This window comes from Mycobacterium sp. (assembly GCF_032159775.1).
In the GTDB taxonomy this organism is placed as follows: Bacteria; Actinomycetota; Actinomycetes; order Mycobacteriales; family Mycobacteriaceae; genus Mycobacterium.
Map to the genome: position 1 here is coordinate 88,308 of NZ_JAVHWK010000110.1, position 24,221 is coordinate 112,528.

General features: G+C 64.5%; 26 protein-coding genes. 9 read left to right on the forward strand and 17 right to left on the reverse strand.

Translation table 11 applies throughout. The features are described 5' to 3' along the window. Window positions 1-95: 95 nt before the first annotated feature. Both QOJ24_RS12895 and QOJ24_RS12900 read left to right on the forward strand, forming a co-directional pair. Complete coding sequence (locus QOJ24_RS12895) at window positions 96-3,269, forward strand: ATP-binding protein (RefSeq protein ID WP_526261709.1); 3,174 nt, start codon at window positions 96-98, stop codon at window positions 3,267-3,269. 53 nt (window positions 3,270-3,322) lie between these two features. After that, window positions 3,323-3,598 (forward strand): hypothetical protein, encoded by a 276-nt coding sequence (locus QOJ24_RS12900; RefSeq protein ID WP_526261710.1) that lies wholly within the window; start codon window positions 3,323-3,325, stop codon window positions 3,596-3,598. A 267-nt stretch (window positions 3,599-3,865) separates the two neighbouring features. Here the strand turns inward: QOJ24_RS12900 and QOJ24_RS12905 are convergent, their stop codons facing one another. From QOJ24_RS12905 to QOJ24_RS12915, 3 genes are all read right to left on the reverse strand, one after another. Beyond that, window positions 3,866-4,123, reverse strand: coding sequence for a hypothetical protein (locus tag QOJ24_RS12905; RefSeq protein ID WP_526261712.1), 258 nt, complete (start codon window positions 4,121-4,123; stop codon window positions 3,866-3,868). A gap of 81 nt (window positions 4,124-4,204) precedes the next feature. After that, window positions 4,205-4,378 carry a CsbD family protein gene (locus QOJ24_RS12910; RefSeq protein WP_526261714.1) on the reverse strand — a complete coding sequence of 58 codons (174 nt, stop codon included), beginning with the start codon at window positions 4,376-4,378 and terminating at the stop codon, window positions 4,205-4,207. 136 nt (window positions 4,379-4,514) lie between these two features. Further along, entirely contained in the window at window positions 4,515-4,871 is a 357-nt protein-coding gene (locus tag QOJ24_RS12915; protein ID WP_526261716.1) for an intersectin-EH binding protein Ibp1, read from the reverse strand. Window positions 4,872-5,210: 339 nt separating this feature from the next. Here QOJ24_RS12915 and QOJ24_RS12920 point away from each other — a divergent pair, with 339 nt between their 5' ends. Then, a complete protein-coding gene (locus tag QOJ24_RS12920) occupies window positions 5,211-5,873 on the forward strand; it encodes a cutinase family protein (protein WP_526261717.1) in 663 nt (220 codons plus the stop codon). Here the strand turns inward: QOJ24_RS12920 and QOJ24_RS12925 are convergent. Together QOJ24_RS12925 and QOJ24_RS12930 are read right to left on the reverse strand one after the other, a co-directional pair. Then, entirely contained in the window at window positions 5,866-6,669 is an 804-nt protein-coding gene (locus tag QOJ24_RS12925; protein ID WP_526261719.1) for a bestrophin-like domain, read from the reverse strand. The genes QOJ24_RS12920 and QOJ24_RS12925 overlap by 8 nt on opposite strands. Before the next feature lie 53 nt (window positions 6,670-6,722). Next, on the reverse strand, window positions 6,723-6,959 hold the full coding sequence (locus QOJ24_RS12930; protein ID WP_526261721.1) for a hypothetical protein: 237 nt from the start codon (window positions 6,957-6,959) through the stop codon (window positions 6,723-6,725). 201 nt (window positions 6,960-7,160) lie between these two features. Here QOJ24_RS12930 and QOJ24_RS12935 point away from each other — a divergent pair, with 201 nt between their 5' ends. Together QOJ24_RS12935 and QOJ24_RS12940 are read left to right on the forward strand one after the other, a co-directional pair. Continuing rightward, entirely contained in the window at window positions 7,161-8,030 is an 870-nt protein-coding gene (locus QOJ24_RS12935) for a hypothetical protein (RefSeq protein ID WP_526261723.1), read from the forward strand. Beyond that, window positions 8,027-8,920: an NAD(P)-dependent oxidoreductase gene (locus tag QOJ24_RS12940; RefSeq protein WP_526261725.1), complete on the forward strand. Its 894-nt coding sequence runs from the start codon at window positions 8,027-8,029 to the stop codon at window positions 8,918-8,920. Before QOJ24_RS12935 ends, QOJ24_RS12940 begins: the two co-directional genes overlap by 4 nt. Here the strand turns inward: QOJ24_RS12940 and QOJ24_RS12945 are convergent. Next, window positions 8,917-9,756 carry an SDR family oxidoreductase gene (locus tag QOJ24_RS12945; protein ID WP_526261814.1) on the reverse strand — a complete coding sequence of 280 codons (840 nt, stop codon included), beginning with the start codon at window positions 9,754-9,756 and terminating at the stop codon, window positions 8,917-8,919. The genes QOJ24_RS12940 and QOJ24_RS12945 overlap by 4 nt on opposite strands. A 51-nt stretch (window positions 9,757-9,807) precedes the next feature. Continuing rightward, window positions 9,808-10,743: an enoyl-CoA hydratase/isomerase family protein gene (locus tag QOJ24_RS12950; RefSeq protein WP_526261727.1), complete on the reverse strand. Its 936-nt coding sequence runs from the start codon at window positions 10,741-10,743 to the stop codon at window positions 9,808-9,810. Window positions 10,744-11,095: 352 nt separating this feature from the next. On the opposite strand from QOJ24_RS12950, the gene QOJ24_RS12955 reads away from it, so the two are divergent. From QOJ24_RS12955 to QOJ24_RS12970, 4 genes are all read left to right on the forward strand, one after another. Next, window positions 11,096-11,452 (forward strand): intersectin-EH binding protein Ibp1, encoded by a 357-nt coding sequence (locus tag QOJ24_RS12955; protein WP_526261816.1) that lies wholly within the window; start codon window positions 11,096-11,098, stop codon window positions 11,450-11,452. Between the two features lie 191 nt (window positions 11,453-11,643). Beyond that, window positions 11,644-12,036, forward strand: coding sequence for an intersectin-EH binding protein Ibp1 (locus tag QOJ24_RS12960; RefSeq protein WP_526261729.1), 393 nt, complete (start codon window positions 11,644-11,646; stop codon window positions 12,034-12,036). A 45-nt stretch (window positions 12,037-12,081) separates the two neighbouring features. Further along, window positions 12,082-12,246: a hypothetical protein gene (locus QOJ24_RS12965; protein WP_123025973.1), complete on the forward strand. Its 165-nt coding sequence runs from the start codon at window positions 12,082-12,084 to the stop codon at window positions 12,244-12,246. Then, window positions 12,247-13,716, forward strand: coding sequence for an alpha,alpha-trehalose-phosphate synthase (UDP-forming) (locus QOJ24_RS12970; RefSeq protein ID WP_526261731.1), 1,470 nt, complete (start codon window positions 12,247-12,249; stop codon window positions 13,714-13,716). It abuts the gene before it with no gap. On the opposite strand, the gene QOJ24_RS12975 is transcribed toward QOJ24_RS12970, so the two are convergent. From QOJ24_RS12975 to QOJ24_RS13020, 10 genes are read right to left on the reverse strand one after another with little or no spacing between them, the layout of a single operon-like run. Further along, entirely contained in the window at window positions 13,703-14,197 is a 495-nt protein-coding gene (locus QOJ24_RS12975) for a mammalian cell entry protein (RefSeq protein WP_526261733.1), read from the reverse strand. The two genes, QOJ24_RS12970 and QOJ24_RS12975, sit on opposite strands and share 14 nt — an antisense overlap. Further along, entirely contained in the window at window positions 14,197-14,892 is a 696-nt protein-coding gene (locus QOJ24_RS12980; RefSeq protein ID WP_526261735.1) for an Rv1363c family protein, read from the reverse strand. The genes QOJ24_RS12975 and QOJ24_RS12980 overlap by 1 nt, the downstream gene beginning before the upstream one ends. Continuing rightward, window positions 14,893-16,608, reverse strand: a complete 1,716-nt coding sequence (locus tag QOJ24_RS12985; RefSeq protein ID WP_526261737.1) for a virulence factor Mce family protein — start codon at window positions 16,606-16,608, stop codon at window positions 14,893-14,895. Beyond that, the gene (locus QOJ24_RS12990; RefSeq protein WP_526261739.1) at window positions 16,608-17,798 is read right to left on the reverse strand and encodes an MCE family protein; all 1,191 of its coding nucleotides are present in this window, start codon (window positions 17,796-17,798) and stop codon (window positions 16,608-16,610) included. The genes QOJ24_RS12985 and QOJ24_RS12990 overlap by 1 nt, the downstream gene beginning before the upstream one ends. Further along, the gene (locus tag QOJ24_RS12995; RefSeq protein WP_526261741.1) at window positions 17,798-19,207 is read right to left on the reverse strand and encodes an MCE family protein; all 1,410 of its coding nucleotides are present in this window, start codon (window positions 19,205-19,207) and stop codon (window positions 17,798-17,800) included. Before QOJ24_RS12995 ends, QOJ24_RS12990 begins: the two co-directional genes overlap by 1 nt. Beyond that, window positions 19,204-20,262 carry a virulence factor Mce family protein gene (locus QOJ24_RS13000; protein WP_526261743.1) on the reverse strand — a complete coding sequence of 353 codons (1,059 nt, stop codon included), beginning with the start codon at window positions 20,260-20,262 and terminating at the stop codon, window positions 19,204-19,206. The genes QOJ24_RS12995 and QOJ24_RS13000 overlap by 4 nt, the downstream gene beginning before the upstream one ends. Continuing rightward, window positions 20,255-21,289: an MCE family protein gene (locus QOJ24_RS13005; RefSeq protein WP_526261745.1), complete on the reverse strand. Its 1,035-nt coding sequence runs from the start codon at window positions 21,287-21,289 to the stop codon at window positions 20,255-20,257. Before QOJ24_RS13005 ends, QOJ24_RS13000 begins: the two co-directional genes overlap by 8 nt. Continuing rightward, a complete protein-coding gene (locus QOJ24_RS13010; RefSeq protein WP_526261747.1) occupies window positions 21,289-22,491 on the reverse strand; it encodes an MCE family protein in 1,203 nt (400 codons plus the stop codon). The genes QOJ24_RS13005 and QOJ24_RS13010 overlap by 1 nt, the downstream gene beginning before the upstream one ends. 9 nt (window positions 22,492-22,500) lie before the next feature. Then, on the reverse strand, window positions 22,501-23,343 hold the full coding sequence (locus QOJ24_RS13015; protein ID WP_526261749.1) for an MlaE family ABC transporter permease: 843 nt from the start codon (window positions 23,341-23,343) through the stop codon (window positions 22,501-22,503). Between the two features lie 28 nt (window positions 23,344-23,371). Next, on the reverse strand, window positions 23,372-24,136 hold the full coding sequence (locus QOJ24_RS13020) for an MlaE family ABC transporter permease (RefSeq protein WP_526261751.1): 765 nt from the start codon (window positions 24,134-24,136) through the stop codon (window positions 23,372-23,374). Between the last annotated feature and the right edge of the window lie 85 nt (window positions 24,137-24,221).

The following is a 24,221-nucleotide window of genomic DNA, read 5'->3' on the forward strand; positions in this document are numbered from 1 at the left end:
GAACACGTTGGCGCATAGTCCCTCGTAAAGTGGTCGACGGCCTATTCTTTGGAGAACCCCTCAAAATGGGTGGGGCGGGTATTGGCGGAGGTCGGATGGCGGCCGGAGCGGCGTGCTGGGCGTGCGGCGCCGGATTGTTCGAGAACGCGCGGTTCTGTCACGCGTGTGGGTCACCAGCCACCCCGTCGACCTCGCACGCGGAATACAAGCAGGTGTCGGTGCTGTTCGCCGACGTGGTGCATTCGATGGGCATCGCGGCTGCCGTTGGCGCGGAGCGGTTACGGGACATCATGGCCGAACTCGTCGACCGCTGCGCCACCGTGGTGAATCGCTACGGGGGCACGGTGGACAAGTTCACCGGCGACGGGATCATGGCAGTTTTCGGCGCACCTGTAGCGATGGAGGACCACGCTTTCCGCGCCTGCCTGACGGCCATGGGTATTCAGGAGGAGATCAAGCGACTTGCCGTCGACATTCGAGAACGCGACGGTGTGGAGCTCGAGTTGCGGGTGGGCCTGAATTCCGGTCAGGTGATCGCGGGTGAAATCGGCTCGGACCCATTCGGGTACACCGCCGTCGGCGAGCAAGTCGGGATGGCGCAGCGAATGGAATCCGTCGCACCGCCTGGCGGTGTGATGCTCAGCGAATCCACCGCCCGGCTCGTTGAGCACATCGCCCTGCTGGCCGATGCCGAGGGGGTACGTTTCAAGGGCGGCGTTGGTCCAGTGCCGGCACGTCGTCTACTCGGTCTGACCGACGGGCCACAACGAAGCACCGCGCTGCAGGGGCCACTGGTCGGGCGCGAACTCGAAGTCGGCACCATCACAAACCTTTTCGAACGATCGCTCGCCGGTCGAGGATCTGTGGTGTGTGTTGCCGGGGCTGCCGGCATCGGCAAGACGCGGCTCGCGGACGAGGCCATCGCGATGGCCCGGGGTCGTGGTGTCGAGGTATTTTCCGCTTTCTGCGAGTCACACACCAGCGACGTCCCTTTCGTAGTGATAAAGCGACTGTTGCGTGATGTTGCCCGCATAACCCAACTCGACGACGAGGCGGCGCGCGAACAGGTGGGCACCATGCTCAGCGAGGCCTCCCTCGACGATTTGCTCCTGATATACGACCTGATGGGCATCCGAGACCCCGATACACCGCCCCCGACTATTCATCCCGACGCGCGGCGACGGCGATTAGCCGCAATGTTCAACTCCGTGTCACTGGCCCGCACCCAGCCGGTCCTCTACATCGTCGAGGACGTGCATTGGATCGATGAGGTCAGCGAGTCGATGTTGGCCGAGTTCCTCGCCGTCATACCTCATACGCCGTCGCTGATGCTGATCACCTACCGCCCCTACTACCGCGGCGTATTGGCTAATGTGCAAGGCGCGCAAACGATCTCGCTGACTCCGTTGGCTGATTCAGAAACCGCAGAGTTGCTCGACGAGTTACTGGGAACCGATCCGTCGATCGCTGGCATCAAAACGCTGATTGCCCAACGAGCGAGCGGGAACCCATTTTTCGCACAGGAAATGGTGCGCGAGCTGACCGAGCGCGCAGTACTCGAAGGTGATCGTGGCGGTTTCACTTGCAACGTTGATCTGGCCGAGGTCACCGTTCCCGCCACCCTTCAGGCAACCATCGCCGCGCGCATCGACCGTCTCGATCCCGACTCCAAGAGGACGCTGAACGCAGCAGCGGTGATCGGCTTGCGTTTCACACCCGACTTGCTGACCGCTGTGGGCAATGTTGCCGTCGTCGATGCACTTGTGGGGGCGGCGCTGATCTACCAGGTCCGGTTCACCCCCGACGCTGAGTTCGCCTTCAGCCACCCATTGATCCGCGCCGTGGCATACGAGTCGCAGCTGAGATCCGATCGCGCCCGGATGCACTCTCGTCTCGCCGCGGCGATCGAGGCCCGTGATCCGGAAGCGGCCGATCAGAACGCAGCGCTGATCGCCGAACATCTCGAAGCCGCGGGCGACCTGCGGGGAGCCTATACATGGCATATGCGGGCGGCTACATGGGCGAGGTACCGGGACATCACCGCGGCGCGTCTGAGTTGGGAAAGTGCCAGGAAGCTTGCCGATGCGCTGCCTGGAAGTGATCCGAACCGGGCGGCGATGCGCATTTTTCCTCGCTCCATGCTGTGCGCCATCGCCTGGCGCGTGCATGTCGACGACGTCGAAGACCGCTTCGATGAATTACGGAAGTTGTGTAGCGCTGTCGGGGACAAGGCGTCGCTTGCCATCGCGATGGGTGGCCTGGTGGTGGGACACACCGTCCAGGACCGGGTGCCCGAAGCGTCACGGCTGGCGTCCGAGGCTGTCTCCCTCATCGAGTCCGTCGGCGATCCGAGCTTGACGGTCGGGCTGTCGTTCATGCCGATGCGCGCCAAGGCGGCGGTTGGCGAGTGGTCCGAGGTGCTCCGCCTGGCGCAGCAGGTGATCGACTTGGCTGACGGTGACCCAGCGAAGGGCAACTTCGTCTTCGGGTCTCCCCTTGCGCTCGCTTTCGCCCAGCGAGGTCTCGCTAAGTGGGCGCTCGGGCAATCCGGATGGCGAGACGACCTGCGGCACGGCGTTTCCGTGGCGCACAGCGCCGATTCGCTGTCCTACGTCACGGTCGTCAGCTACATGTACACCGCAGGAATACCGGCCGGTACGCTGCGGCCCGACGATATCGCGGTGGGCGAGATCGAGGATGCGCTCGCGATCGCCGAACGATCCGGCGACAACCTGCAGTTGGGCTTCGTCTGGCTGAATCTCGGTCTTGCGCTGGTGCACCGCCGCAGCGATGCCGAACGAGACCGCGGACGGAAGCTGCTGGCCGAGGTCCGCGACGTGTTCGTGACCGGTGGGCACTTCTTGTGCGACATACCGTTCATCGACACGTACATCGCGCGTGAGACGGCTCGTAGCGGAGAACGAGACCAGGCCATAACGACAATGCGCGACGCCGTGTATCACCTGGTCAGTGGTGGACAGTTGTTGTGCTGGGGCGTGCTCGCAACAGGCGTTTTCGTGGAGACACTGCTCGACCGCGGGACCGAAGCAGACATGGCTGAAGCCGAGGCGGCGATCGAGGCGCTGGCGGCTCCACCGCCCGAAGGGGATCTGACCATGCGTGAGGTCTGGCTGCAGCGCATGCGGGCGTTACTGGCACAGGCACGAGGTGATGTCGCGAGCTATGAGCAATTCAGGGACCGCTACCGCGATATGGCGAGAACGCTCGGTTTGGAAGGTCATATCGATTGGGCCGAGGCGATGCCGTAAGTACTGACGTATGCCGCTTCGCCGAATTCAGAGGTGGGTACACACAAGTGTCCATGTCGTTCGTTCGGGAAGGCAGCACAACGATGGTTCGTCAAGAAGGCAGCCGGTGGGATGTCGGCACCAAAGACAACGTGATCACGCTCGAGCGGTTCGGCGAGGACGACGAGCGGGTGTCCGAGGACGTGCTGGAAGTCAAGGAAGCCCGCGATCTGGCTGCCCTTCTGACCAAGCACGCTGACAAGATCGAGTCGTCCGACAAAGACGACTCGAGCGACGACGACGATTCCGACGACGATTCGAGCGACAAGGACGATTCGGACGACGATTAGGCCCTAAGTAGCCGCGCCGGGCGCGGACGAGATTGCAGTAGCGCGCTACTGCGCACCGGGCAGCCGGCGCGAGCGACGATCAGCAGCGTGACACCGGTACTGCAGCTCGATGGCGTCGGCAAGACCTACCGCAGGGGCACCAAGCAGTTGCATGTGCTCGTCGACTTCGACTTCACCCTGGATGCGGGTGAATTCGTGGTCGTGACCAATTGCCGAGATTCGGCTGCACGTTGGCCAGCTGTTCGGCGGTCGCGGTGCACACCGACCTCACCAGATCCGCGTCGGAGACAACGATGACCGGCCGAAGAACGGAACGTTGATCTCGAAGATGCGGCCGTGCCGACGGATCCATCTCTGCATCGCCTTGCGTCGAAAGAAGGCGAACCCGACACCTTGGACGAGTTTCGGACTGCGCACCACCGGCGGGCTCAACTGATCGGCGTCGATGTTGCGCACGGATCGGCCACGGCCGCAATCGTCACTCGCCCCCGGCGCGACGATCAGGTAGTCGGCTACTGCAATCACGCCGGCGCCGGCTCGGTATGTACCTAAGACGACGCTCGGCCCGTCACCGTAGCGGTGACGGGCCGAGCAACTCAGCTTCAGCTACTTCTTGAAAGCGTCTTTGATCTTCTCGCCTGCATCCTTGAGGTTCGACTTCGCCTGGTCGACTTTGCCCTCGTTCTCGGTGCTCTTGTCGCCAGTCGCCTTGCCGGTCGCCTCTTTGGCCTTGCCGCCCAAGTCGTCGATCTTGTTGCTGGCTTTGTCTCCTAAGCCCATGATGCGTTCCCTTCGATGGTCCGCGCGCGGCCCGGAAGTCGGGCCTTGCAAGGGATACCTTCCAGCGGCCGATCTCAAACCCACAGTGGCTGTGACCTGGCTCAACAACCGCCACCAGTGTGACGTCTGCGACGACCTAGGGGCTGGAGCTGATGGTCGACCGCGGTACCGGCTGCGGCCCCTCGGCCTGCTGCTCCTCGGCCAACCCGATGCAGGCTCCACTGTCGTGGCCGGTGCACGGGACACCGTCGATCTCAGGGATGTCGGGGTTGGCCGCGTTCGTGGTGAAGCCGCCGTCGGGCGAGTTGGGCACCAGCATGGGAACGCAGGACGTGGTGTAGACGTCTTCCTCCTCGCCGCTGGTACACGCCGCGAGCGGAGTGGATACCACTGCAATCGGCGTCGTCACCGCCAGCAGTGGAGTACAGAAAACCGCCAGCGCCAGCACCGCGGCGGGAAACAGCCGTCGAGCGGGGACCGAGTAGTTCGCCATGGGCACAAGTCCTCATTTCAGTATCGCCAAGCACCTGGCACTTGCTGTGAGCATTCTGCCTTGTAAGGCGCCGCTGGGTCAGCGTTGTACGGCCGCAGGCCGACGAGCGGACATTTCCGGTTGCGGGCTCGGCCTGTTCTGGGGAGGATGAGAATGCTGGTTGGGCATCGCAAGCCGTGGTACGCAGTGGTTTTGAACGAGGCGGTGTCGGATACGCACCGTGCGCGGTGCGCGACGAGGACCCGCCAGGTGTCAGAAAGAGCACTGTAGAGGCGGTGGCCTGAGTTGATTGTCGTCAGTCGTTTGTTCGCAGCAACTGGACTCATCGCGTCCGCCCTGATGAGTCCGCTCATCGCAATCCCAACCGCGTCGGCCGCGCCGTGCCCCGACGTCGAGTTGGTGTTCGCGCGCGGCACCTTCGAACCGCCTGGTGTCGGTGGAACCGGAGAGGCGTTCGTCGACTCGCTGCGCGAGAAGCTGGGAAGCAAGTCCCTCGACGTCTATCCGGTGGCATACCCGGCGTCGCTGGATTTCCAGACGGCCGCTGACGGCGTCATCGACGCGAGCAACAAAGTCCAGGCGGTAGCCGCGGAATGCCCCGACACCAAGATCGTGCTCGGCGGCTTCTCGCAGGGAGCGGCGGTGGCCGGGTACCTCACGGCAGACTCAGTACCGGCGGGCTTCGCGATGCCCGCCGGCCTCACCGGGCCGATGCCTGCCGCGGTGGCCGACCGCGTCGCCGCGGTGGCGCTGTTCGGTAAGCCGTCGAGCGGATTTCTACAGATGGTCGCCAACACCGCACCGCCGATCACGGTCGGACATCTCTATGCGGCCAAGACAACGGATCTGTGTATCCCCGAGGACCCGATCTGCTCACCCGGCGGCGGCGACAGCAACGCACACAACCTCTACCCGGCCGACGGCCTGACAGACCAGGCCGCGGACTTCGTCGCGCAGAAGGTCTCGGCGAGCACGCCCAAGACTGAAGAAACCGCTAGGTAGGGTTGCCGCGCTCGTCGCAGGGCGCCGCAACGCCATTGTCGATGCGCATGAGCGTGCGGGACATCTCGGTCGGCTTGATGCTGCCGTTCCCACCTGTGTACGGGTTGTCGAGGAATACGACGAGGAGTAGGCCCGCACTCACGAGTGCGGCAACGAAGGCGATCGGGATCGCCTGCATGATGGCGCCCTCGCGACGGTCGGCCTGGGCGACCATGTAGGCGAGGGTGGCCGTGGCCCCGATCGCCAGCGCTAACCACAGCGGCAACGGCAGGAACGGAGACGACTCGGCGAGCCGTTCGCGCCGACCATCGCGGCGCTGCGCCACCACGTCGAACCACTGTGCGTACGCCGCTTCCTGTCGGGCTTCGTGGGGAGTGGCAGCCGCGAAGTCGTCGTGCAGCGTGTCGACCCACGACTCCACCAAGGCGCTGGAATTGCCCTCTTGCATTGCAGGCCACTCGTCATAAACCACGGCACGGCCGTAGCACACCAGACCTCCGCGCAGGCGTTCGCTGGTGGGAGGTCCGAAAATGCCTGCGACAGCACTGAGTTCGGTGACCGCGACAGCCTCGACGCTGGCGCCCTCCCTGGCATGTTGATAGCTCTGCAGCGAAAACAGGATCACGAACGCGAGCATCACCGCGAACATCGTTCCGATGACCGACAACGTGCCTGCGCTCCGCGGTGAGTCGGTGAACCAGCCACCCTCGGGCGCGCGACGGCGTGCCAGCAGCTTGGCGGCGACCGCCGTCACCACTACGACCACGATGATGATGGGCGCCAGCCAGGTCAGCACGGCCACTTACTTTAGGTCAGCGGCACGCGCCCAGAGTTGCCTTTGGCCGAGTACTACAGGAAGTGACGGGTCGATTTGCCGACCAGGTAACCCGGCGGGAACGACTTCTCGATCACCTGACACTGATTGTTTTGCAGGCACTCAAGCTCCATGACGACGCCGCCGCCGGGGATCGGCCTAGCCTCGAGGACCTTGTAGTGCTGACACCCGCCATCGGCGTCATAGATCGGATCACCGCAACGAACACTTTCGATCGGCACTCGGTGTGCGTCATCGGGAGATAAGGACATATCCACGAGGGTAGGCCCAGGGCCCGACGTCATGGAAGGGTTCGCCAGCAAAGGTTTACCCCCGGCTTGGCGGCAATAGCTCCGCGGTGCTCGTGTCGCGTGTCGATTTGACGTGTCACTGAACCAGCGAAAAGTTCTCAGCCCCTATGGAATTGGCCGGACACGGGGTCGGCAGGTGCTCGGCAGGCGCATACTCGGTTGATGGCCAAGCACACACCGTTTTGCGTACCAGGAACGTGGGAAGCGGTGGCGGCGGCGAACGGCAACCCCGGCGGAATCACTCCCGGCGCCGAGATCGGCATGCTGCGCGGCGTCACCGATTTGTTGAACCGCAGCGTGTTCGACATCGTCTACGTGAACTACCCGGCGAGCTTCGGTCCGATAGCCGGCGGCGGAGAGGATGTGCTTGCGGCTCTGGGCAACCCGTCCTATCTGAAGTCGCGCGATATGGGGGTCGCCGAGGTGAAGCGGCTGATCGGCGAACACCAGGGCTCGTTCGGCCTACTGGGTTACAGCCAGGGTGGAGCCGTGGTCTCACTGGTCGGGCGTGAACTGGTCTCCGGATCGCTGACGGCTCGGCAACGCGACTGCCGGTGGCTGCACGCGATCGCCTCCCCTCACCGCGGCAGGGGTCGCACCTTCCATCTCGGCAACCAGTTGGCGTACGAGGGCATTTCTGGTGACAACATCGTCAACTCCGGCACCATCGACTGGTTCGACTACTGCCTGCCAGGCGACATCTACGGCAATGCCGATATCCGCGGCACCTATCTGAAGCAGGGATACGATCTGGTGACCCCGCTGTCGCTGATGGACCCGTTCGCGGTGATCGCCCAGATCGCGGCGAACCTCGTGGGGTGGTTGGAGTCCGGCGAGCTGGGACCTCTGAGCATCTTCCGGGCCGTCAAGGCCGGCTTCGATCTCGGTATCTTCCTGCGTGACTATCCGCATGACAAATACGGCGTATGGGACATCATTCCCGGATGGACGGCGCTGCGGCACTCTGCCAACCACCTGAACTTCTGGGGCCGCGCCTCCCGACCAGCATCAATGTCTAGTCGGCTGAGATGAGGATCGGTTTCATCGGGCTGGGCAACATGGGCTCGGCCATGGCCGCCAACCTCATCAGAGCTGGCCACGACGTCACCGTCTACAACCGGTCACGGGCGAAGGTCGACGCGCTTGTCGCCGAGGGCGCGACGCCGGCGAACTCGGTCGCCGAGGCGTGTGCCGGGGACATCGTGATGTCGATGCTCGCCAACGACGACGCCGTCGCCGGGGTGACCTTCGGTGAGGCGGGCATCGTGGCCTCCCTGGCCGACGGCGCGATACACGTGTCCTCGTCGACTGTCAGCGTGTCGCTGTCGGAGCAGATGACCACCGCGCACGCGCAGGCCGGCCAGCGGTTCGTCGCTGCACCGGTGTTCGGCAGGCCTGAGGCGGCGCAGAGGGCCAACCTATTCGTCGTTGCCGCGGGTGAACCCGCCACCCTTCAAGCGGTCTCGGCGGTGTTCGACGCCATCAGCCAGCACGCGTTCGTGGTATCCGACGAGCCGAAGACCGCCAATCTGGTGAAGCTGAGCGGCAACTTCCTGATCACGTCGGTGATCGAGTCGCTGGGCGAGGCGATGGCGCTGGTCGGCAAGGCTGGCGTCGACAAGCACGAGTACCTCGACATCCTCACCTCGACGCTGTTCGGCGCCCCGATCTACAAGACGTACGGGGCACTGATCGCAGGCGAGCAGTTCGAGCCCGCGGGATTCGCCGCGTCTTTGGGGCAGAAGGACATTCGTCTCGTGTTGGCGGCCGCCGAAGAGCTACAGGTACCCATGCCGGTGGCGAGCCTGATCCGTGATCGCTTCCTGACGCTGCTGGCCCGCGGCGGCGCTGACCTCGACTGGTCAGCCATAGGGGCATTGGCCGCTTGGGAGGCCGGAGCAGCTGACCCGACCGACGGCTAGCCGGATACGACGCCGCGAAGGCCATCCGCCCCGAAGATTGGCTCGAGCATTGAGGAGTAATCCGGGCCCCGCCGCACCAGCACGCCGCCGTCGACGTTGATGACCTGACCCGTGATGTAGCTGGCCGCGTCACTGAGCAGAAAAAGGGCAGTGTTGGCGATGTCGGTGACCTCGCCGGGCCGCGGAAGCGGTGTGCAGGCCGCATAGTCGGCGCTCAGCTCGGGCGAATCCAGCACCGGTGCAACGAGTTCGGTCCTGATGAGGCCGGGTCGAATGCAATTGACCCGCACCCACGACGGCCCGAGTTCGTCGGCTGCCAGCTGCATCAGGTGATCGATGCCCGCCTTGGACACTCCATAGGCGCCGAACCACCGGTGGGTGTTGCTGGCGGCGATCGACGAGATCCCGATGAAGGATCCGCCGCCGCCCCGCACCATTTCGCGAGCAGCGTGCTTGAGGACATACATGGTGCCGTTGATGTTCAGGTCGACGGTGCGCCGCCACGCCTCGGAGTCGATCTGGGTGACGGGGCCGATCGTCTCACTGCCGCCTGCGCAGTGCACGACCCCGTGCAGCGTGCCGGTCCAGGCGGTGGCCGCCTCGACGACGCGGTTCACCTCGTCCTCGTTGGTCACGTCAGCGGGTTCGTAGAGCACGTCGCCGCCGTCGGCAGCCACGGCCTTGATCTCGTCGGCTGCGGCCGACAACTTGTCGGCATTGCGGCCGACGATCATCACCTTCGCGCCTGCCGCCGCGGCCGCGGCGGCGACACCCTTGCCGATGCCGCTGCCACCGCCGGTGACCATGACTGTCTTCTCCGCCAGCGAGAGCTGCACCGTTACCCCTTCGACGAACTGAAACAAGTTCCAGTTATCCAACCACGCACCTCAAGGGGTGTCACGACGCGACGGCGTCGGCGCACCGAGCGTGCGCCAATCCGGAACGTCTGGCGGTAGGCCGACGGGATATCTGTTCTCGTTGGCCGCCGCCCAGTGCGCGTGACCGAGCTCGTGGATGTGAAAAGCGTGCCGCAGCGCCTCGGTGAAGCCCATCGCATCGCTGGCCGCGTTGACCGAGTCCTTCACCAGAAGGGCTGCCATCGTGGGCCGCTCGGCGATGCGCCGCGCGAAGTCCAGCGTCTTGTCCTCGAGTTCTGCGCGGGGAAAGACCTTTGACACCATGCCGAGCCGATACGCCTCATCGGCATCGATCGAATCCCCGGTCAGCAGAAGCTCTTTGGCCTTACGGGCACCGAATTCCCATGGGTGCGCGTAGTACTCGACGCCCGGCATGCCCATCCGGACCGCGACGACGTCGCTGAACTTCGCGTCGTCGGCGGCGACGATCAAGTCGCACGCCCAGATCAGCATCAAGCCCGCCGAGATGGCGTTCCCCTGCACCTGGGCGATGGTGATCTTGCGCAGGTCCCGCCACCGTCGCGTGTTCTCGAAGAAGTAGTGCCATTCCTGCAGATACGTTCTCTCGGCGATGCCGCTGCGGGTCGAACCGTGCGAGCGGAACGTCGGATGCTGGTCGGGCCCGGGCTTGCGCTCGAGCAGGGCCGCTTCTGATCCCAGGTCGTGGCCTGCGGAGAAATTCTTCCCCCGCCCGGCGAGGATCACCACCCGCACGGTGTCGTCGGACTCGGCCCTGCCGAACGCCTCATCCAATTGCACGAGCAGCGTGCGGGATTGCGCATTCTGGGCGTCGGCCCGATTCAGCCAGATGCGCGCGATGCGCCCCTCATCGAGGGTCTCATACGTCACCTGCGCGGCCGATTCCTGCGGAACCGACTCGGTATTGGTCAGGTCCGGACTGGCCACCGTGCACACCTCGTTACGTTAAAAGCGTCAGATGTAAACCACCCTACTTCTCCGGCCGCACCCGCTCGCCGCCGGGATGCGCGCCACGTCGACCCGTCATCGCCAAGTTCTGTCCAGCTGCGCCACAGCAACCCAACAGTCAGCTCACAGAGATGTCGCCCAGGCTCCCCGGTTAATGGATATCAGCAGGTGTCATGCGTTTGCCGAGGGTACGCTTGCGCTAGCAGATGCCAACTCCTGCTACAACTTCGGAGGTGGCATAGGCAGGGAACCGGACGACTGCGATCAGCTCGCTGACAGCAACCCTCCCCTTCCTGGACGACACAGTCAGCAAACTAGAGAAAGCGTGACGATGGCGACCTTCCACCTTCCAACTCGACGACTGATCCTTGCGGGGGGATTCGCTGTCGCGATCGCTGCTGCTCCGGCGGTCGCAATGTTCGCCGTTCCGACGAACGCCGGCTCGGCACCGTCGGTTTCGGCATGCGCAGGCGGTGAAACCGAAGACCAGTTCACCAACATCTGCGTGCCCGACATCGTGCCCAACTCGCCGGAATTCAACAGCACCTCCCCGGTTGGCGGCCTCCCGGAGGTCGGTGGCATCCCGTGCACCGGACACAACTCCGGTGAGTGCATCGGGCTCGGCGAAGAGGAGAACGCCGCAGGCCCCATCGCCGTCCCGCATTCGTCGGTCAGCTCAAGCCCGTAAGCAGCCGATCTGGTAGGGCCGGACGTCACTTCTGCGTCCGGCCTTTCCTTTTGCGTCCTGTTTCTGTGGTTGGCCTGGGGAAATCGGGTGGCCAGATTGGCAGGAAACTTTGCGAACTCATGCAGATTGCACGCAGTTTCCATACAATCTCCCCGACGATAACCGTCAGGAGATCTACAGAAAGCGTGACGATGGCGACCATGAAGTTTTCAGCACGACGACTGATCATTGCCGGTGGATTCGCCGTCGCGGTCGCGGCAGCACCGGCGATCGCCTTCGTCGCGACGCCTGCGCCCTCGGCCGGCTCGTTGGCCTGTGCCGGTGGCGAAGAGCCGGATCTCTACACCTCGCTCTGCGTTCCGCACCTGGTGCCCAATGCCGGCCAGCCGTATTCCGCGATCGGCGCCAACCCCGACCTTCCCGCGGTGAACCTGCCCGGCGGCGGCGGGTCCATTCCCTGCACAGGCCATAACTCCGGACAGTGCATCGGCCTGTCAGAGGAGCAGCAGGCACCCGTGGTGACACCGGAGTCGACTATTGGCAGCAGTCCGACGGTCACCGGTTTCGAAGACAACGCCGGGTAGGGCCGGAAGGGCACTCACTCAGAGGTACACCTATATGCTGGTGTGATGGCTACAAAATCTGATCCCGCCGAGCTCGGCGACGTCGAACCGCTAGCCGACAGCACCGCCAGCCAGGCCAGGCGCGTTGTCGCGGCCTATGCGACCGATGCCGACGAATGTCGGGTGTTTCTGTCGATGCTCGGTATTGGACCGGCGAAACTCGAGGCGTAGGTGAGTCCGGGGAGCAGCCAGGACGGCGGCCCCGGCAATTCCGACTTCGTCGTGGTGGCCAATCGGCTGCCGATCGACATGGAGCGGTTGCCCGACGGCACGACGCAGTGGAAGCGCAGTCCAGGCGGGCTGGTGACTGCGCTGGAGCCGTTACTGCGCCGGCGCAAGGGCGCGTGGGTCGGCTGGCCGGGTATCCCGGACAGCGACCAAGATCCGATCGACGAGGAGGATCTCCGACTCTGGCCGGTCCGGTTGTCGGCCGAGGACGTCGCGCTCTACTACGAGGGCTTCTCCAACGCCGCGCTGTGGCCGCTGTACCACGACGTCATCGTCAAGCCGATCTACCACCGCGAGTGGTGGGACCGCTACGTGGAGGTGAACCGACGGTTCGCCGAAGCCACCTCGCGCGCGGCCGCGGACGGCGCGACGGTGTGGGTGCAGGACTATCAGCTGCAGCTGGTCCCGAAGATGCTGCGGACGCTGCGCCCGGACCTCACCATCGGATTCTTCCTGCATATTCCGTTTCCGCCGGTCGAACTTTTCATGCAGATGCCGTGGCGCACGGAGATCATCGAAGGGCTTCTCGGCGCCGACCTGGTCGGCTTCCATCTACCAGGCGGCGCACAGAACTTTCTGATTCTGGCCCGACGCCTGTTGGGCGCCAACACTTCCCGTGCGTCGATCGGTGTCCGGTCCCGCTTCGGTGAGGTGCAAACCGGTTCCCGCACAGTCAAGGTCGGTGCGTTTCCCATCTCGATCGACTCGGGTGCGCTCGACACCAAAGCCAAGGACAGAGACGTCCGCCGGCGCGCCCGTGAGATCCGCAACGAGCTCGGCAATCCGCGCAAGGTACTGCTCGGTGTCGACCGACTCGACTACACCAAAGGTATCGACGTCCGGCTGAGGGCCTTCTCGGAGCTGCTGAAAGAAGACCGGATCAAACGCGACGACACCGTACTCGTGCAGCTCGCAACGCCCAGCCGCGAGCGCGTCGAAAGCTATATCGAGATGCGTGAGGACATCGAACGACAGGTCGGCCACATCAACGGAGAGTTCGCTGAGGTCGGACACCCGCTCGTGCACTACATCCACCGGCCGGTTCCGCGCGAGGAGTTGATCGCCTTCTTCAAGGCGGCCGACGTCATGCTGGTCACGCCGCTGCGGGATGGCATGAACCTGGTGGCCAAGGAGTACGTCGCTTGCCGCAGTGATCTCGGCGGCGCTTTGGTGCTGAGCGAATTCACCGGAGCCGCAGCAGAACTCCGCCAGGCATACCTGGTTAACCCGCATCACCTCGACGGTGTCAAGGACGCGATCTCCGATGCGCTGAATCAGGAGCCGGAAGAGGGCAGACGCCGGATGCGCGCGCTCCGCAGGCAGGTTCTCGTCCATGATGTCGACCGCTGGGCGCGTTCGTTCCTCGACGCGCTGGCGTCGACGCGGACGGATGAGGGCGTCAGATCGGGGTGATGTAGTTGATCAGCCACTGGCCGTCGACCTTGACGTAGTCCACCTTCAGTCGACTGCCGTCATAGACCGGCTTCTTGGACTTGTCGGTCACGGTGCGGTTCAGATACACCATGACAGAGCCCGAATTCCGCTGCGCGGCCAGCACTCCCACGCCAACCGTATTGGCTTGGCTGACAAGCTGCCGCTCCCGCGCCTGCGGGATGATGTCTTTGTTCGCGCGGTCCTTGAACTCTTGGCGGTAGCTCGGTGTGAGCAGCGGGTAGATGTCGTTGAGGCTCCGCTCGACCGTCTGATAGTCGTATCCGAAAACCTTGGGGATCTGATCTTTGGCTTTGTCGGCCAGAACTACGCGCGCATCGTTCTCACCCTGGATCTCGACGCCGGTCCAGTAGTACCAGCCCCCGACACCGGCCAGCGCGACGAAGCCGCACGCCAGCAGGATCGACAGCGCGCCGATCAGTTTCCCGGCCCTCGATGACATCAGTTGCCCCCGTCGGGGTACTTGAGGTCGTAGAAGGACATGTGTCCGTTGTCGTCCTCGGCAACAGTGACCCGAAGGCGATACGGCTTGGACGGTGCGTTGTTTCCGTCCAGGTCGGTGACGGTCACCCGCACCGCCACCAACACGTCGGCCCGATCGGCGACCTTATCGAGCTTCTCCAGCGCGGCGCCGTTGACGACAGCCTCGGCGCTGGCGTTGGTGTCACGGAACAGCAGCTTCAGATTCTCGGTGTTCTGGCCCTGGCTCATCATGTCGCGCAGGGGTCCGCTGGTGTTGTTGACGAACCGGTCGACGTCCTCGTCGATGGACTGCTGTGTGTAGCTGAACATGTTGACGACGAACTGCGATGCGGTGTCGACGAAGAGCTGGTTTTGCGCCTCCTGGGCTTCCTCGGCGTGTTGGTGCCTTGCCGTCACGAAGACCGCCGACCCGAGTGCAGCCAGCGCCACGACGAGCGCCACCAGCGCCACCAGTGCCACCCGCGCGCGGTGGGGTTGCCTGCGCGGCGGTCGACCGGTCGGCCTGGACAGCCGCACCTTGATCGGCTTGGGGGCCTCGACAGGAACGCCTGTGGACGTGGCGGCGGCACCGCTGGTCGGACCGGCGGCCCTCGACGCACGACGCCGTCCCGCCGGCTTCGGCGACTGTTGCGTCGAAGCCGATTCCTCGCTCATCTACGCCTGCCTCGGAGCCATCATCAGATCAACCCAGTTTTCCGCGGGCGCCAGTTTGTCAGCTCCACCCGCGAATACGCCAGTTCCCCCGGCCGGGTCGACGAATGTCCCGCTCTTGTCGTATGAGGCGAAGCTCTGCCCCGACGCCTGCGGTGGCGCCTCTGCTGGCAGCGGCGGGGCGTCGGCGGGCGGCGAGTCCGCGGGCGGTTGCCCCGGCAGCGGCATTGGCTCACCGGCAGGCGGAGGCGGCGGCCGCCCGTACGGGGGCACCGCCTGGTCCGGCGGCGCGTAGAACGGAAACGGCGACGGCAGCGGACCGGGCTCGTTCGGCGGAACCGGCAGCGGGTACGGGCCGTGCGGTGCCGGACCCGGTCCCGGTGCCACGCCCGGCGGCAACTGCACCACCGGCGGACCCGGGTCGGGGTCCACCTGCGGCGGGATGAATGGAAACTTGTTCTGCGGCAGGATCATCCGAGGATCGTCGATCGGTTCGCTGCCGTACGGGACGGGGGGGCCGCGCCACGGATTGCTGCCAATCGGCACATAGCCTTTGGGGTCCCGGCAAAGCTGGATGGTGGGCGCCCGCTTGCCGGGGAACTCCTGGCAGGGATAGTTGCGCGCGCCGCGGACCACGGAGGGGTCGTTCTGCGCGGTCTTGCAGTACAGGTCGGGTGGAATGTCGCGCAGCGTGGTGTCGGCGGGAGACCGGATCAGCGAGGGCGGAATGAATCCGGTTGTGCAGGGCGGCGGGTCCTGCAGATGGATCTTGAAGTCGAGCTTGCCGCCCTCGTCGGCGGGTACGCCACCGGCGACGGTGCCGAGCGCAGCCATCAGCGCGGGGAAGATGACCAGCGCCTGCTCGAGCGACTTGCTGTAGATCACGCCGATCCGGCCGAAGTTCGCGAGGTTTGCGGCGAGCACGGGAAAGGACGGCCGGATACCGCTGAACGTCTCGTTCGCCGCCTGGGTCGCGCCGGGAACCGTCTGCAGCGTCGACCTCAACTGAGGGTCGGCATCGGCGACGTGCTCGGTGAGCCGGGCCAGACCCTCCGACAGCGACTTGATGTCATCGCCGCCGCGGATCTGCGCGTCCAGGAACGGGCCGGCCTGATCGATCAACTGATTGACCTGCCCGTAGTTCGCGTTCGCCTCGTCGACCAACATCCGCGACGACTCGATCATCCGCGCAAGCTCAGGACCGGATCCGTTGAATGCGTTGAACGATTCGCGCAGCAGATCCTTTATTCGGGTATCACCGACGCTGGCGACCAGCCTGTCGGCCTCGTCCAGCAGACCGGAGATGTCCTGACCGATCGCCGTGCGGTCTTGACCGATGCTCGCGCCGTTGCGCAGCTTCGCCGAGGATGGTTTGTCCGGCGGCACCAGGTCGATGTACTGCTCGCCGACGGCGGACACGCTCTTCACCGTCGCGGTGACGTTGTCGGGCACCGGGGTGCCGCTGTTCAGCCGCATGTGCGCGACGACGCCGTCGTTCGTCAGCCCGACCGACTCCACCCGGCCGACTGTCACGCCGCGGTAGGTGACGTTGGCGTTCTGGTAAATGCCTCCGCCCGCAACGAAATTCGCATCGACCTTGTAAGCGCCGATACCGACCGCCGAGGGCACATGAAGATAGGAGATCGAGATGGCGCCCACGGTGAGCACCGTGACGATCGCGAAGATCGTCAGCTGCAGCTTGGTCAGTCGGTCCAGCATCAGGGCCCCTCATGCTGGGTCGCGGTACCCGGCGGGATCTTGAATGGATCCGCCGCCTGGCCCGACAGATTGGCGAGAGCACCGGTCAGGAAGTCGGGGGGATTGATGATCTCGCTCATGTGGGCCATGTTGGTGTCCAGCCCCCACGACGTGGTGAACACCGACTCTCCGAGACGACGCAACGTCAGGTCAAAGGTGGTGTACACGTTCAGGTAGTCGCCGCGCACCGCTCTGCGCAGGTATTTGTAATGGAACGGGAAGGTTGGAAGGAACTCGAGGTCCTTGATCAGATAGTCGACGTTGTCGTTCAGCGACTTGATGACCGGATAGAGATCCTTGAAATCCGCGGCGAAGTCGTCCTTCGTCTTCTGCAGGATGTTGCTGGCGACTCCGGCGAAACGCTGCAGCGCACCGAACGCGTCAACGATGTTGCCGCGGTTCTTGTTCAGCACGTCCAGCGCGGCGGGCAACGTGTCAAGGGTGCGGCCGAGACTGTCCTTGCTGCGTGCCAGGATCCCGGAGAACCGGTTCAGGCCTTCTGCGGCCGCGATGATGTCACCGGTCTGCTGATCGAGCGAGCTCGTCAGCTCTGCCAGTCGCGGCACCAGATCAGTGAAGGTGCCCTCGCGGCCTGCGACCGCGTTATATGCCTCATCGGTGATGTCTTGCAGTGCACCGAGATTGCCCTTGTTCACCACGACACCCAACGACGACAGCACTTCCTCCGTCGTCGGGTAGCGGCCGGTACGGCCCAGCGGAATCTGCGAGCCCTCCTTGAGCCGGCCGACTCCTTTTCCGTCCGCCGGTGACGCGAGCTCGATGTGCTGGGAGCCCAGCAATGACGTCTGCGCAACCTTGGCCGTCGCGTTCTCCGGCAGGTTGACGTTCTCGTCCAGCGACAGCTGCACTGCCGCGTAGAACGTGCCGTCCTGACGCTGCATCGCCTCGATGCCCGACACACTGCCGACCGTGACGTCGTCGACCATCACCGGCGAATTCTGGGGCAGCGTCGCGACGTCGGGAAGGGCAACGGTGATCTTGTACGAGCCCGAGCCGTGCCCCGACGTACCCGGCATGTCGAGCGAGTTCAGCCCGCCGAACGAACAGCCGGCGAGCAGCGTGGCACCCGCAGAGATCGCGACCGTCCGCTGGACGGCACGAGATGTCAAGGCCTGCAGAGGTTTGCGCATCACCCACCTCCCTCGGCCGGTAGCGGGCCCGCGGGCGGCGGCGCAGCCGGTGCATTCGGGTCGGCTGATCCCGGCGCGGGTGCCGGAGCTGCTTCGGGACCGCCTGCGTGTGATGTCGACTGTTCCGGCGGCACCATCAGCGAACTCAGGTCGGTTGCGGCCGACGGCTTCGGCCCGCTCACTCCTGGTGCGGACTGCCACTGCAAATAGGGCACCGGCGTCTCCGCCTTCGCCTCGGTTTGCGGTGTGTCGTAGATGATCTGGCCCTTGTATGCGGTGATGCTGTTGATCGGGTGGAACAGCAGAGGCGGGAAGTTCATCGTGATGCGACGCAGCACAGGTCCCATACGTTGCCTGCACAATTCGGCGCGCTTGTAGTTGTCGGTCGATGTACCGGCGTCGAACACACCGCCGCAGATGAACTGCACCGGGTTGCCGAAGTTCGGCAAGGTGAGCAGGCCGCCGACGGTGCCCTGCGCCGGGTTGTAGATGTTGTAGAAGTTCGCAAGACCGTTCGGCGTGATATGCAGGATCTGTTCGATATCGTCGCTGTGCTCGGTCAGAATGCTGGTGAAATCGGTCAGCTTGTTCACCTGACCGATCAACGCGTCGTTGCTCTCGTTGAGGAACCCCTTCACGTCGCCGAGGGCCTGGTTGAGAGTGCCGAGTGTGTTGTCGAGATCCGTTGTACTGTCGGCCAACACCTGCGATACCGAAGCGACGTGACCAGTGAACTGGACTATCTGTTCGTTGCTGTTCGACAGCGCGTTGATGAGCACCTGCAGATTACGGATGGTGCCGAACAGATCGGTGCGCGAATCGCCAAGCCTGCCCGCCGTCTGCGACAGCTCCCGCAGCGCCTCCCGGAACGAGTCGCCGTTCCCGTCGAAGGTGTCAGCGGCCTGGTTCACAAACGAACTCAGCGGGCCCTGCATGCCTCCCTGCTGTGGTCCGAGTTCCCGGCTCAGCGCCGACAACTGCTCCTTGACCTCGTCCCATTCCACCGGAACCGCGGTGCGGTCAAGCCCGATGCTCGCGCCGTCGGACAGCGACGGCCCGCCGGTGTAGGCGGGTGCGAGCTGAATGAAACGAGCCGACACCAGGTTCGGCGAGATGACGAGCGCCTTCGCGTCGGCGGGCACCTTCACCCCGTCGTGCAGGGTCATGGTGACCTTCACGTCGCTCGCGCGCGGTTCGATCGAGTCGATCTTGCCAACCGGCACACCGACGATGCGGACATCGTCGCCCGGATAGAGACCCACCGTCGATGTGAAATAGCCGACGACCTTGTCGCCGGTCCGCGAGGGCCACACCAGGTAGACGCCGACGGCCAGCACAGCGACCAGCACGGCGGCCAGGGCTATCCGCAGCCAGCGGCTGCGGTCCGGTGACGGATTCGCGTAGGTCATGGTGACTTCGGCCTGATGATCAGTCGTTCGGAGATGTAGCCCTTGAGCATGTCGGAAAGGCTGTCGGGCAGCTTGCCCGGCTGGAAGTACGTGTCGAACAGGACTTCTGCGATCGGTGCGGGCGGCAGGCCATAAAGGTTGATCTGGAAGCCGGGTCCCGAGCCGACGACCTCACCCAGCGCGGTCGCATACGGCGGCAGTCGCTTGAGCGCTTCGCCGATGTGCTCGCGGCGCTCGAGAAGGTTGTCGAGTACCAGGTTCAGCTTCTCCAGTGCTGGCTTGAACTCCTTGCGGTTGTCGGCCACGAACCCCGAAAGTTGTTCGGACACATCGTCGATACCTGCGATAAGGTTACTCAGCGCCTGCCTGCGCTCGTCGAGTGCCGCGAAAAGCAGGTTGCCGTCCAGAACCAACTGGTTCACCTGGCCGGCGCGCTGAGCCAACGTGTCCGAGACCTTCTTGGCGTGGGTCAGAAGCTGCTCCAGCGCCTCGTCACGCTTGTTGATGCTGCGCGACAGCGCGGTGACGCCGTCGAGCGCATTGCGCAGTTGCGGCGTCGAATCGCGAAGAGAGTCGGTGAGCGTCTGCAGCGCCTGTTCGAAGCGCGGCTTGTCCAGCTCGCTGGCGTTCTGGCCAAGGTCCTGCAGCGCAGTGTTGAGGGTGTACGGGGTAGTGGTGCGGCCCACCGGGATAACGGTCGACCGGCCTCCGCCGCGAGGGGTGACCGCCAGCGACTTCTCCCCGAGCACGGTGTCTGTCTTGATGGCGACCAGCGACTGATCGCCGACCTTGACGTCACGGTTCACTGTGAAGGTCACCTTCGCCGCATCGCCCGCGAGTTCCACTCCGGTGACCTTGCCCACGTTGATACCAGACACGTTGACGTCGCTGCCCGGCGAGATACCGCCCGCGTCGGTGAAATAGGCCTCGAACGGCTTGCCTTGCGGCCAGAACGGCAAGCTGGTGTAGCCAAACGACACCAGCACAAGACACGCGACCAGGATGATGCCGAATACGCCTGTGCGGAGCGGATTTCCCTCGTCGGGCCTAGCCATTCTCCGAGCACCTCCCCTTGGACGGATCCGGTGGCCCACCGAACGGGACCAGGATGTCGCTGCCCGCGGGCCCGTTGATCTTCAGCCGCGTCGAACAATAGAAGATGTTGAAGAACGACCCGTATGCACCGAGTGCGTTGAGTCGCAGGTAGTTTTCGGCGAGCGGCTCGACGACCTTGTTGATGTCAGCTTTGCGCACGTCCATCCGGTCCGCCATCGGCCGGACGTTCTCGATCACACCCTGCAACGGGCGACGGGACTTCGCCAACATGTCGGTCAGGTCGTTTTCGGCGGACGCCAGCGGCGGGATGGCGCCTGCGATGGGATCGCGATTCTCGGCCAGGCCGGTGAGCAACTTCTGGAGCTGATCCACGCTGGCGTCGAACTGGGCGCCCTTCTCGTCGACGGTGCCCAGCACGGTGTTGAGGTTGGTGATCACGTCGCCGATGAGCTGGTCGCGCGCCGCGAGGTTCTGGGTGAATGCGCCGGTGGTCGCCAAGAGGTTGGACAGCGCGCCGCCTTGGCCCTGCAACAACTCCATGACGGCGCTGCTGACCTCGTTGATCTTGGCGCCGTCGAGGCCCTTGAGGACCGGCTTGAGGCCGCCGAGGAGCGCATCGAGGTCGAGCGCGGGCTGGGTGTTCTCCCTCGGGATGGTGCTTCCCGGCGGGATCTTGCGCAGATCGCCCGGCCCGGCCGTGATCTCGAGGTAGCGGTCGCCGACGAGGTTCTCGTAGCGGACGGCCGCGCGGGTTGATGAGTAGAGCTGATAGCGCTTGTCGACCTCGAAGGCGACGTCGACGGTGTTGTCCGGATTGAGCTTGATGTCGCCGACCGATCCCACCGGAACGCCTGCGATGCGCACATCCTGTCCGGCCTTCAGCCGGGATGCGTCGGTGAATGTCGCGTGGTACTTGGTCTCCGATGCGAACCGGAACTCCCCGAACACCACCACCAGCATCGCCGCGACCACGAGCATCGCTACGGTGAAGATGCCGACGTTGAGCAGGGTCCGATCACGCTTCATCAGTAGTCGTCCCTTTCCGCGAACGCGCCATTGAACAGGAACTGCGCGGTCGAGGGCGCATCGAACTGCAATTCGGTGTTCGGTTGGTAGGGGATGTACGCATTGTCTGTGACCAGGAACGGCGACTTGTACCAGGAACCGCCGAGCTGTTTGCTCGGAATGTTCGGCAGGCCACGGCAATTGGGCCCGCCGGAGGCGTTCACGATCGGCAGGCTTTCCGGGTAGGTGTACGCCGGCGAACCGGGCAGGAAGTTGGACGACACGAACAGCCCCGGCCGGGTGCCGCCGATGATCGGGGCGAAGAAGTCCACGGCCTGGCCCGTGCCCACCAGGATGCAGCCGAATTCGGGCGAGTAGTCGCCCGCCACCTTCAGCGGCGCACGCAACCGGTTGACGGCGGCGATGTAGTCGTTCTCCGCCGGTTCGAGCGTCGCGGTCCCGTTGTTGGCTAGGCCAGTCGCCGCGAGCAGCGTCGCGTTGAGGTTGTCCTGCTCATCGACGATGGTGTCACTGATCGCGGGCGCATTGTCGAGGATCCGGGCCAGATCCGGTCCGGCATCCCCGTAGATGTTCGCCACCACAGCGGTCTGTTGAAGATCCTGCTGAAGCGTCGGAAGCTTTGGGTTCAATTGCTGCAGATAGTAGTTCAGCCCGGAAAGCAGGGCGCCGAGGTCGTCGCCGTGACCACGGAGGCCTTCGGCGAGTGCGCTCAGCGTCCCGTTCAGGTGCACCGGGTCGATCTTGTGCAGCACATCGGTCAACGTCTGGAAGAGCGTGTTGACCTCGAGCTGGACCGCGGCGGCCTGCACCTGCGCACCCGACCGCAGCGGGGTGCCCGAGGGCTTCTCCGGCGGCACGAACTCCACCGACTTGGCGCCGAAAACCGTTGTGCTGGCGATGCGAACCACCGCGTTGGACGGGATGAACCGAAGCTCTTCGCTCTTGATCGCGAGCGTCAACTTCGCTTGGTCGCCCGCGTAATCGATCGAGTCGACCTCGCCGATCTGGATGCCGCGGTACTTGACCTTGGCGTCGCGATCCATGACGAGCCCAGCTCTCGGCGAGGTCACGGTGACCGTGTCCGTCGACGTGAACGCGGCGGTGTAGGACAGGTAGGTGAATACGACGGCGGCGGCGAGCAGAGTCGCGAGAATCGCGGCTGCGATCCGCACATGGCTGCGCTTGGCGTCTCCGTCAGACATCGTCCCCACCTATCCGGAGAGGTTGAAGTTACCGGACGCGCCGTAGACGGCGAGTGAGATGAACAGGGTGATGGTGACGACCACGATCAGCGACGTGCGGACGGCCTGACCGACCGCGATCCCGACGCCGACCGGACCGCCGGATGCGTTGTAGCCGTAGTAGGTGTGCACCAGCATCACCGCTATCGACATGACGATGGCTTGTAGGAACGACCACAACAGGTCGGTGGGCACCAGGAACGTATTGAAGTAGTGGTCATACAGGCCGGCGGACTGGTTGTTGATGAAGACGGTGGTGAATCGCGCCGCGAAGAACGCCGCCAACACCGACAGCGAGTAGAGCGGAATGATCGCGACCATTCCGGCCATCAACCGAGTGGAGACCAGGTACGACACCGAATGCACGGCCATCGCTTCCACGGCGTCGATCTCCTCGGCGACCCGCATCGCACCGAGCTGTGCGGTGGTGCCTGCGCCGATCGTGGCGGCCAGCGCGATGCCCGCGATGACAGGCGCGACGATGCGCACGTTCAAGAAGGCCGACAGGAATCCGGTCAAGGCCTCGATTCCGATGTTTCCGAGCGACGAGTAGCCCTGCACGGCGATGACACCGCCGGAGGCCAGCGTCAGGAACGCCGCCACACCGACCGTGCCGCCGATCATCACCAGAGCGCCGGTGCCCATCGTCATCTCGGCGATGTTGCGGATGGTCTCCTTGCGGTAGCGCGTCAGCGCGTTGGGGATGTAACGGAATGTCTCGCCGTAAAACAGCGCCTGCTCTCCGACGGTGTCGACAGCCCGTGAGAACCCGCCGAAGAACCGGCGGAACCGCAGTGTGACGTCGTAGCTCATGCCTGTCTCTTCTTCACCCGAGCGCTCATCAGCGAACCAACACCCGGACGCCGATCGCGGTCATGATGACGTTGATCACGAACAGACAGATGAAGGCGTAGACGACGGTTTCGTTGACGGCCGTGCCGACACCCTTGGGCCCGCCCTGCACGGTCAGGCCTCGGTAGCAGCCGACCAACCCGGCGACGACACCGAACAGCAAAGCCTTCACCTCCGCGAGCACCAGCTCGCCGAGGCCGGTGAGAACGGTCAGGCCGTTGATGAAGGCACCCGGATTGACGCCCTGCAGGAAGACGGAGAAGACGTAGCCGCCTGCCAGCCCGATCGCGCACACGAGACCGTTCAGCAGCAGGGCAACGACGGTCGACGCCAGCACACGCGGTACGACCAGGCGCTGGATGGGGTCGATGCCCAGCACCCGCATCGCGTCGATTTCCTCGCGGATGGTGCGGGCGCCGAGGTCGGCGCAGATCGCGGTCGCACCCGCGCCTGCCACCACCAAAACCGTCACGACGGGACCGAGCTGGGTAATGGTGCCGAACGCCGTGCCCGCGCCTGACAGGTCGGCAGCACCGATCTCACGCAGAAGGATGTTGAGGGTGAAGGCGACCAGAACGGTGAACGGAATGGCGACGAGCAGCGTCGGGATCAGCGAGACCCGGGCGATCATCCATGTCTGCTCGAGAAATTCGCGGAACTGAAATGGCCGGCGAAAGATCTTGACGAACGTGTCGATGGACATCTCCACGAACCCGCCCACGGCCCGCGCCGGGACCGCAAGCTGTTCGATCAACCTCGGCTCCGTTCTCGGGGGCGGGGGTTTTCCTGAAATGTTCCACCAGGGCGAAGCTTCCCAAACCGCTTGCCGTGGCGACGTT

Excerpts from the sequence above, each read along its gene's own strand:
- QOJ24_RS12895 (WP_526261709.1), top strand. The coding sequence starts at position 96 with ATGGCGGCCGGAGCGGCGTGCTGGGCGTGCGGCGCCGGATTGTTCGAG.
- QOJ24_RS12900 (WP_526261710.1), top strand. The coding sequence starts at position 3,323 with ATGTCGTTCGTTCGGGAAGGCAGCACAACGATGGTTCGTCAAGAAGGC.
- QOJ24_RS12910 (WP_526261714.1), bottom strand. The coding sequence starts at position 4,378 with ATGGGCTTAGGAGACAAAGCCAGCAACAAGATCGACGACTTGGGCGGC.
- QOJ24_RS12915 (WP_526261716.1), bottom strand. The coding sequence starts at position 4,871 with ATGGCGAACTACTCGGTCCCCGCTCGACGGCTGTTTCCCGCCGCGGTG.
- QOJ24_RS12920 (WP_526261717.1), top strand. The coding sequence starts at position 5,211 with ATGAGTCCGCTCATCGCAATCCCAACCGCGTCGGCCGCGCCGTGCCCC.
- QOJ24_RS12930 (WP_526261721.1), bottom strand. The coding sequence starts at position 6,959 with ATGTCCTTATCTCCCGATGACGCACACCGAGTGCCGATCGAAAGTGTT.
- QOJ24_RS12935 (WP_526261723.1), top strand. The coding sequence starts at position 7,161 with ATGGCCAAGCACACACCGTTTTGCGTACCAGGAACGTGGGAAGCGGTG.
- QOJ24_RS12940 (WP_526261725.1), top strand. The coding sequence starts at position 8,027 with ATGAGGATCGGTTTCATCGGGCTGGGCAACATGGGCTCGGCCATGGCC.
- QOJ24_RS12955 (WP_526261816.1), top strand. The coding sequence starts at position 11,096 with ATGGCGACCTTCCACCTTCCAACTCGACGACTGATCCTTGCGGGGGGA.
- QOJ24_RS12960 (WP_526261729.1), top strand. The coding sequence starts at position 11,644 with ATGGCGACCATGAAGTTTTCAGCACGACGACTGATCATTGCCGGTGGA.
- QOJ24_RS12965 (WP_123025973.1), top strand. The coding sequence starts at position 12,082 with ATGGCTACAAAATCTGATCCCGCCGAGCTCGGCGACGTCGAACCGCTA.
- QOJ24_RS12975 (WP_526261733.1), bottom strand. The coding sequence starts at position 14,197 with ATGTCATCGAGGGCCGGGAAACTGATCGGCGCGCTGTCGATCCTGCTG.
- QOJ24_RS12980 (WP_526261735.1), bottom strand. The coding sequence starts at position 14,892 with ATGAGCGAGGAATCGGCTTCGACGCAACAGTCGCCGAAGCCGGCGGGA.
- QOJ24_RS12985 (WP_526261737.1), bottom strand. The coding sequence starts at position 16,608 with ATGCTGGACCGACTGACCAAGCTGCAGCTGACGATCTTCGCGATCGTC.
- QOJ24_RS12990 (WP_526261739.1), bottom strand. The coding sequence starts at position 17,798 with ATGCGCAAACCTCTGCAGGCCTTGACATCTCGTGCCGTCCAGCGGACG.
- QOJ24_RS12995 (WP_526261741.1), bottom strand. The coding sequence starts at position 19,207 with ATGACCTACGCGAATCCGTCACCGGACCGCAGCCGCTGGCTGCGGATA.
- QOJ24_RS13000 (WP_526261743.1), bottom strand. The coding sequence starts at position 20,262 with ATGGCTAGGCCCGACGAGGGAAATCCGCTCCGCACAGGCGTATTCGGC.
- QOJ24_RS13005 (WP_526261745.1), bottom strand. The coding sequence starts at position 21,289 with ATGAAGCGTGATCGGACCCTGCTCAACGTCGGCATCTTCACCGTAGCG.
- QOJ24_RS13010 (WP_526261747.1), bottom strand. The coding sequence starts at position 22,491 with ATGTCTGACGGAGACGCCAAGCGCAGCCATGTGCGGATCGCAGCCGCG.
- QOJ24_RS13015 (WP_526261749.1), bottom strand. The coding sequence starts at position 23,343 with ATGAGCTACGACGTCACACTGCGGTTCCGCCGGTTCTTCGGCGGGTTC.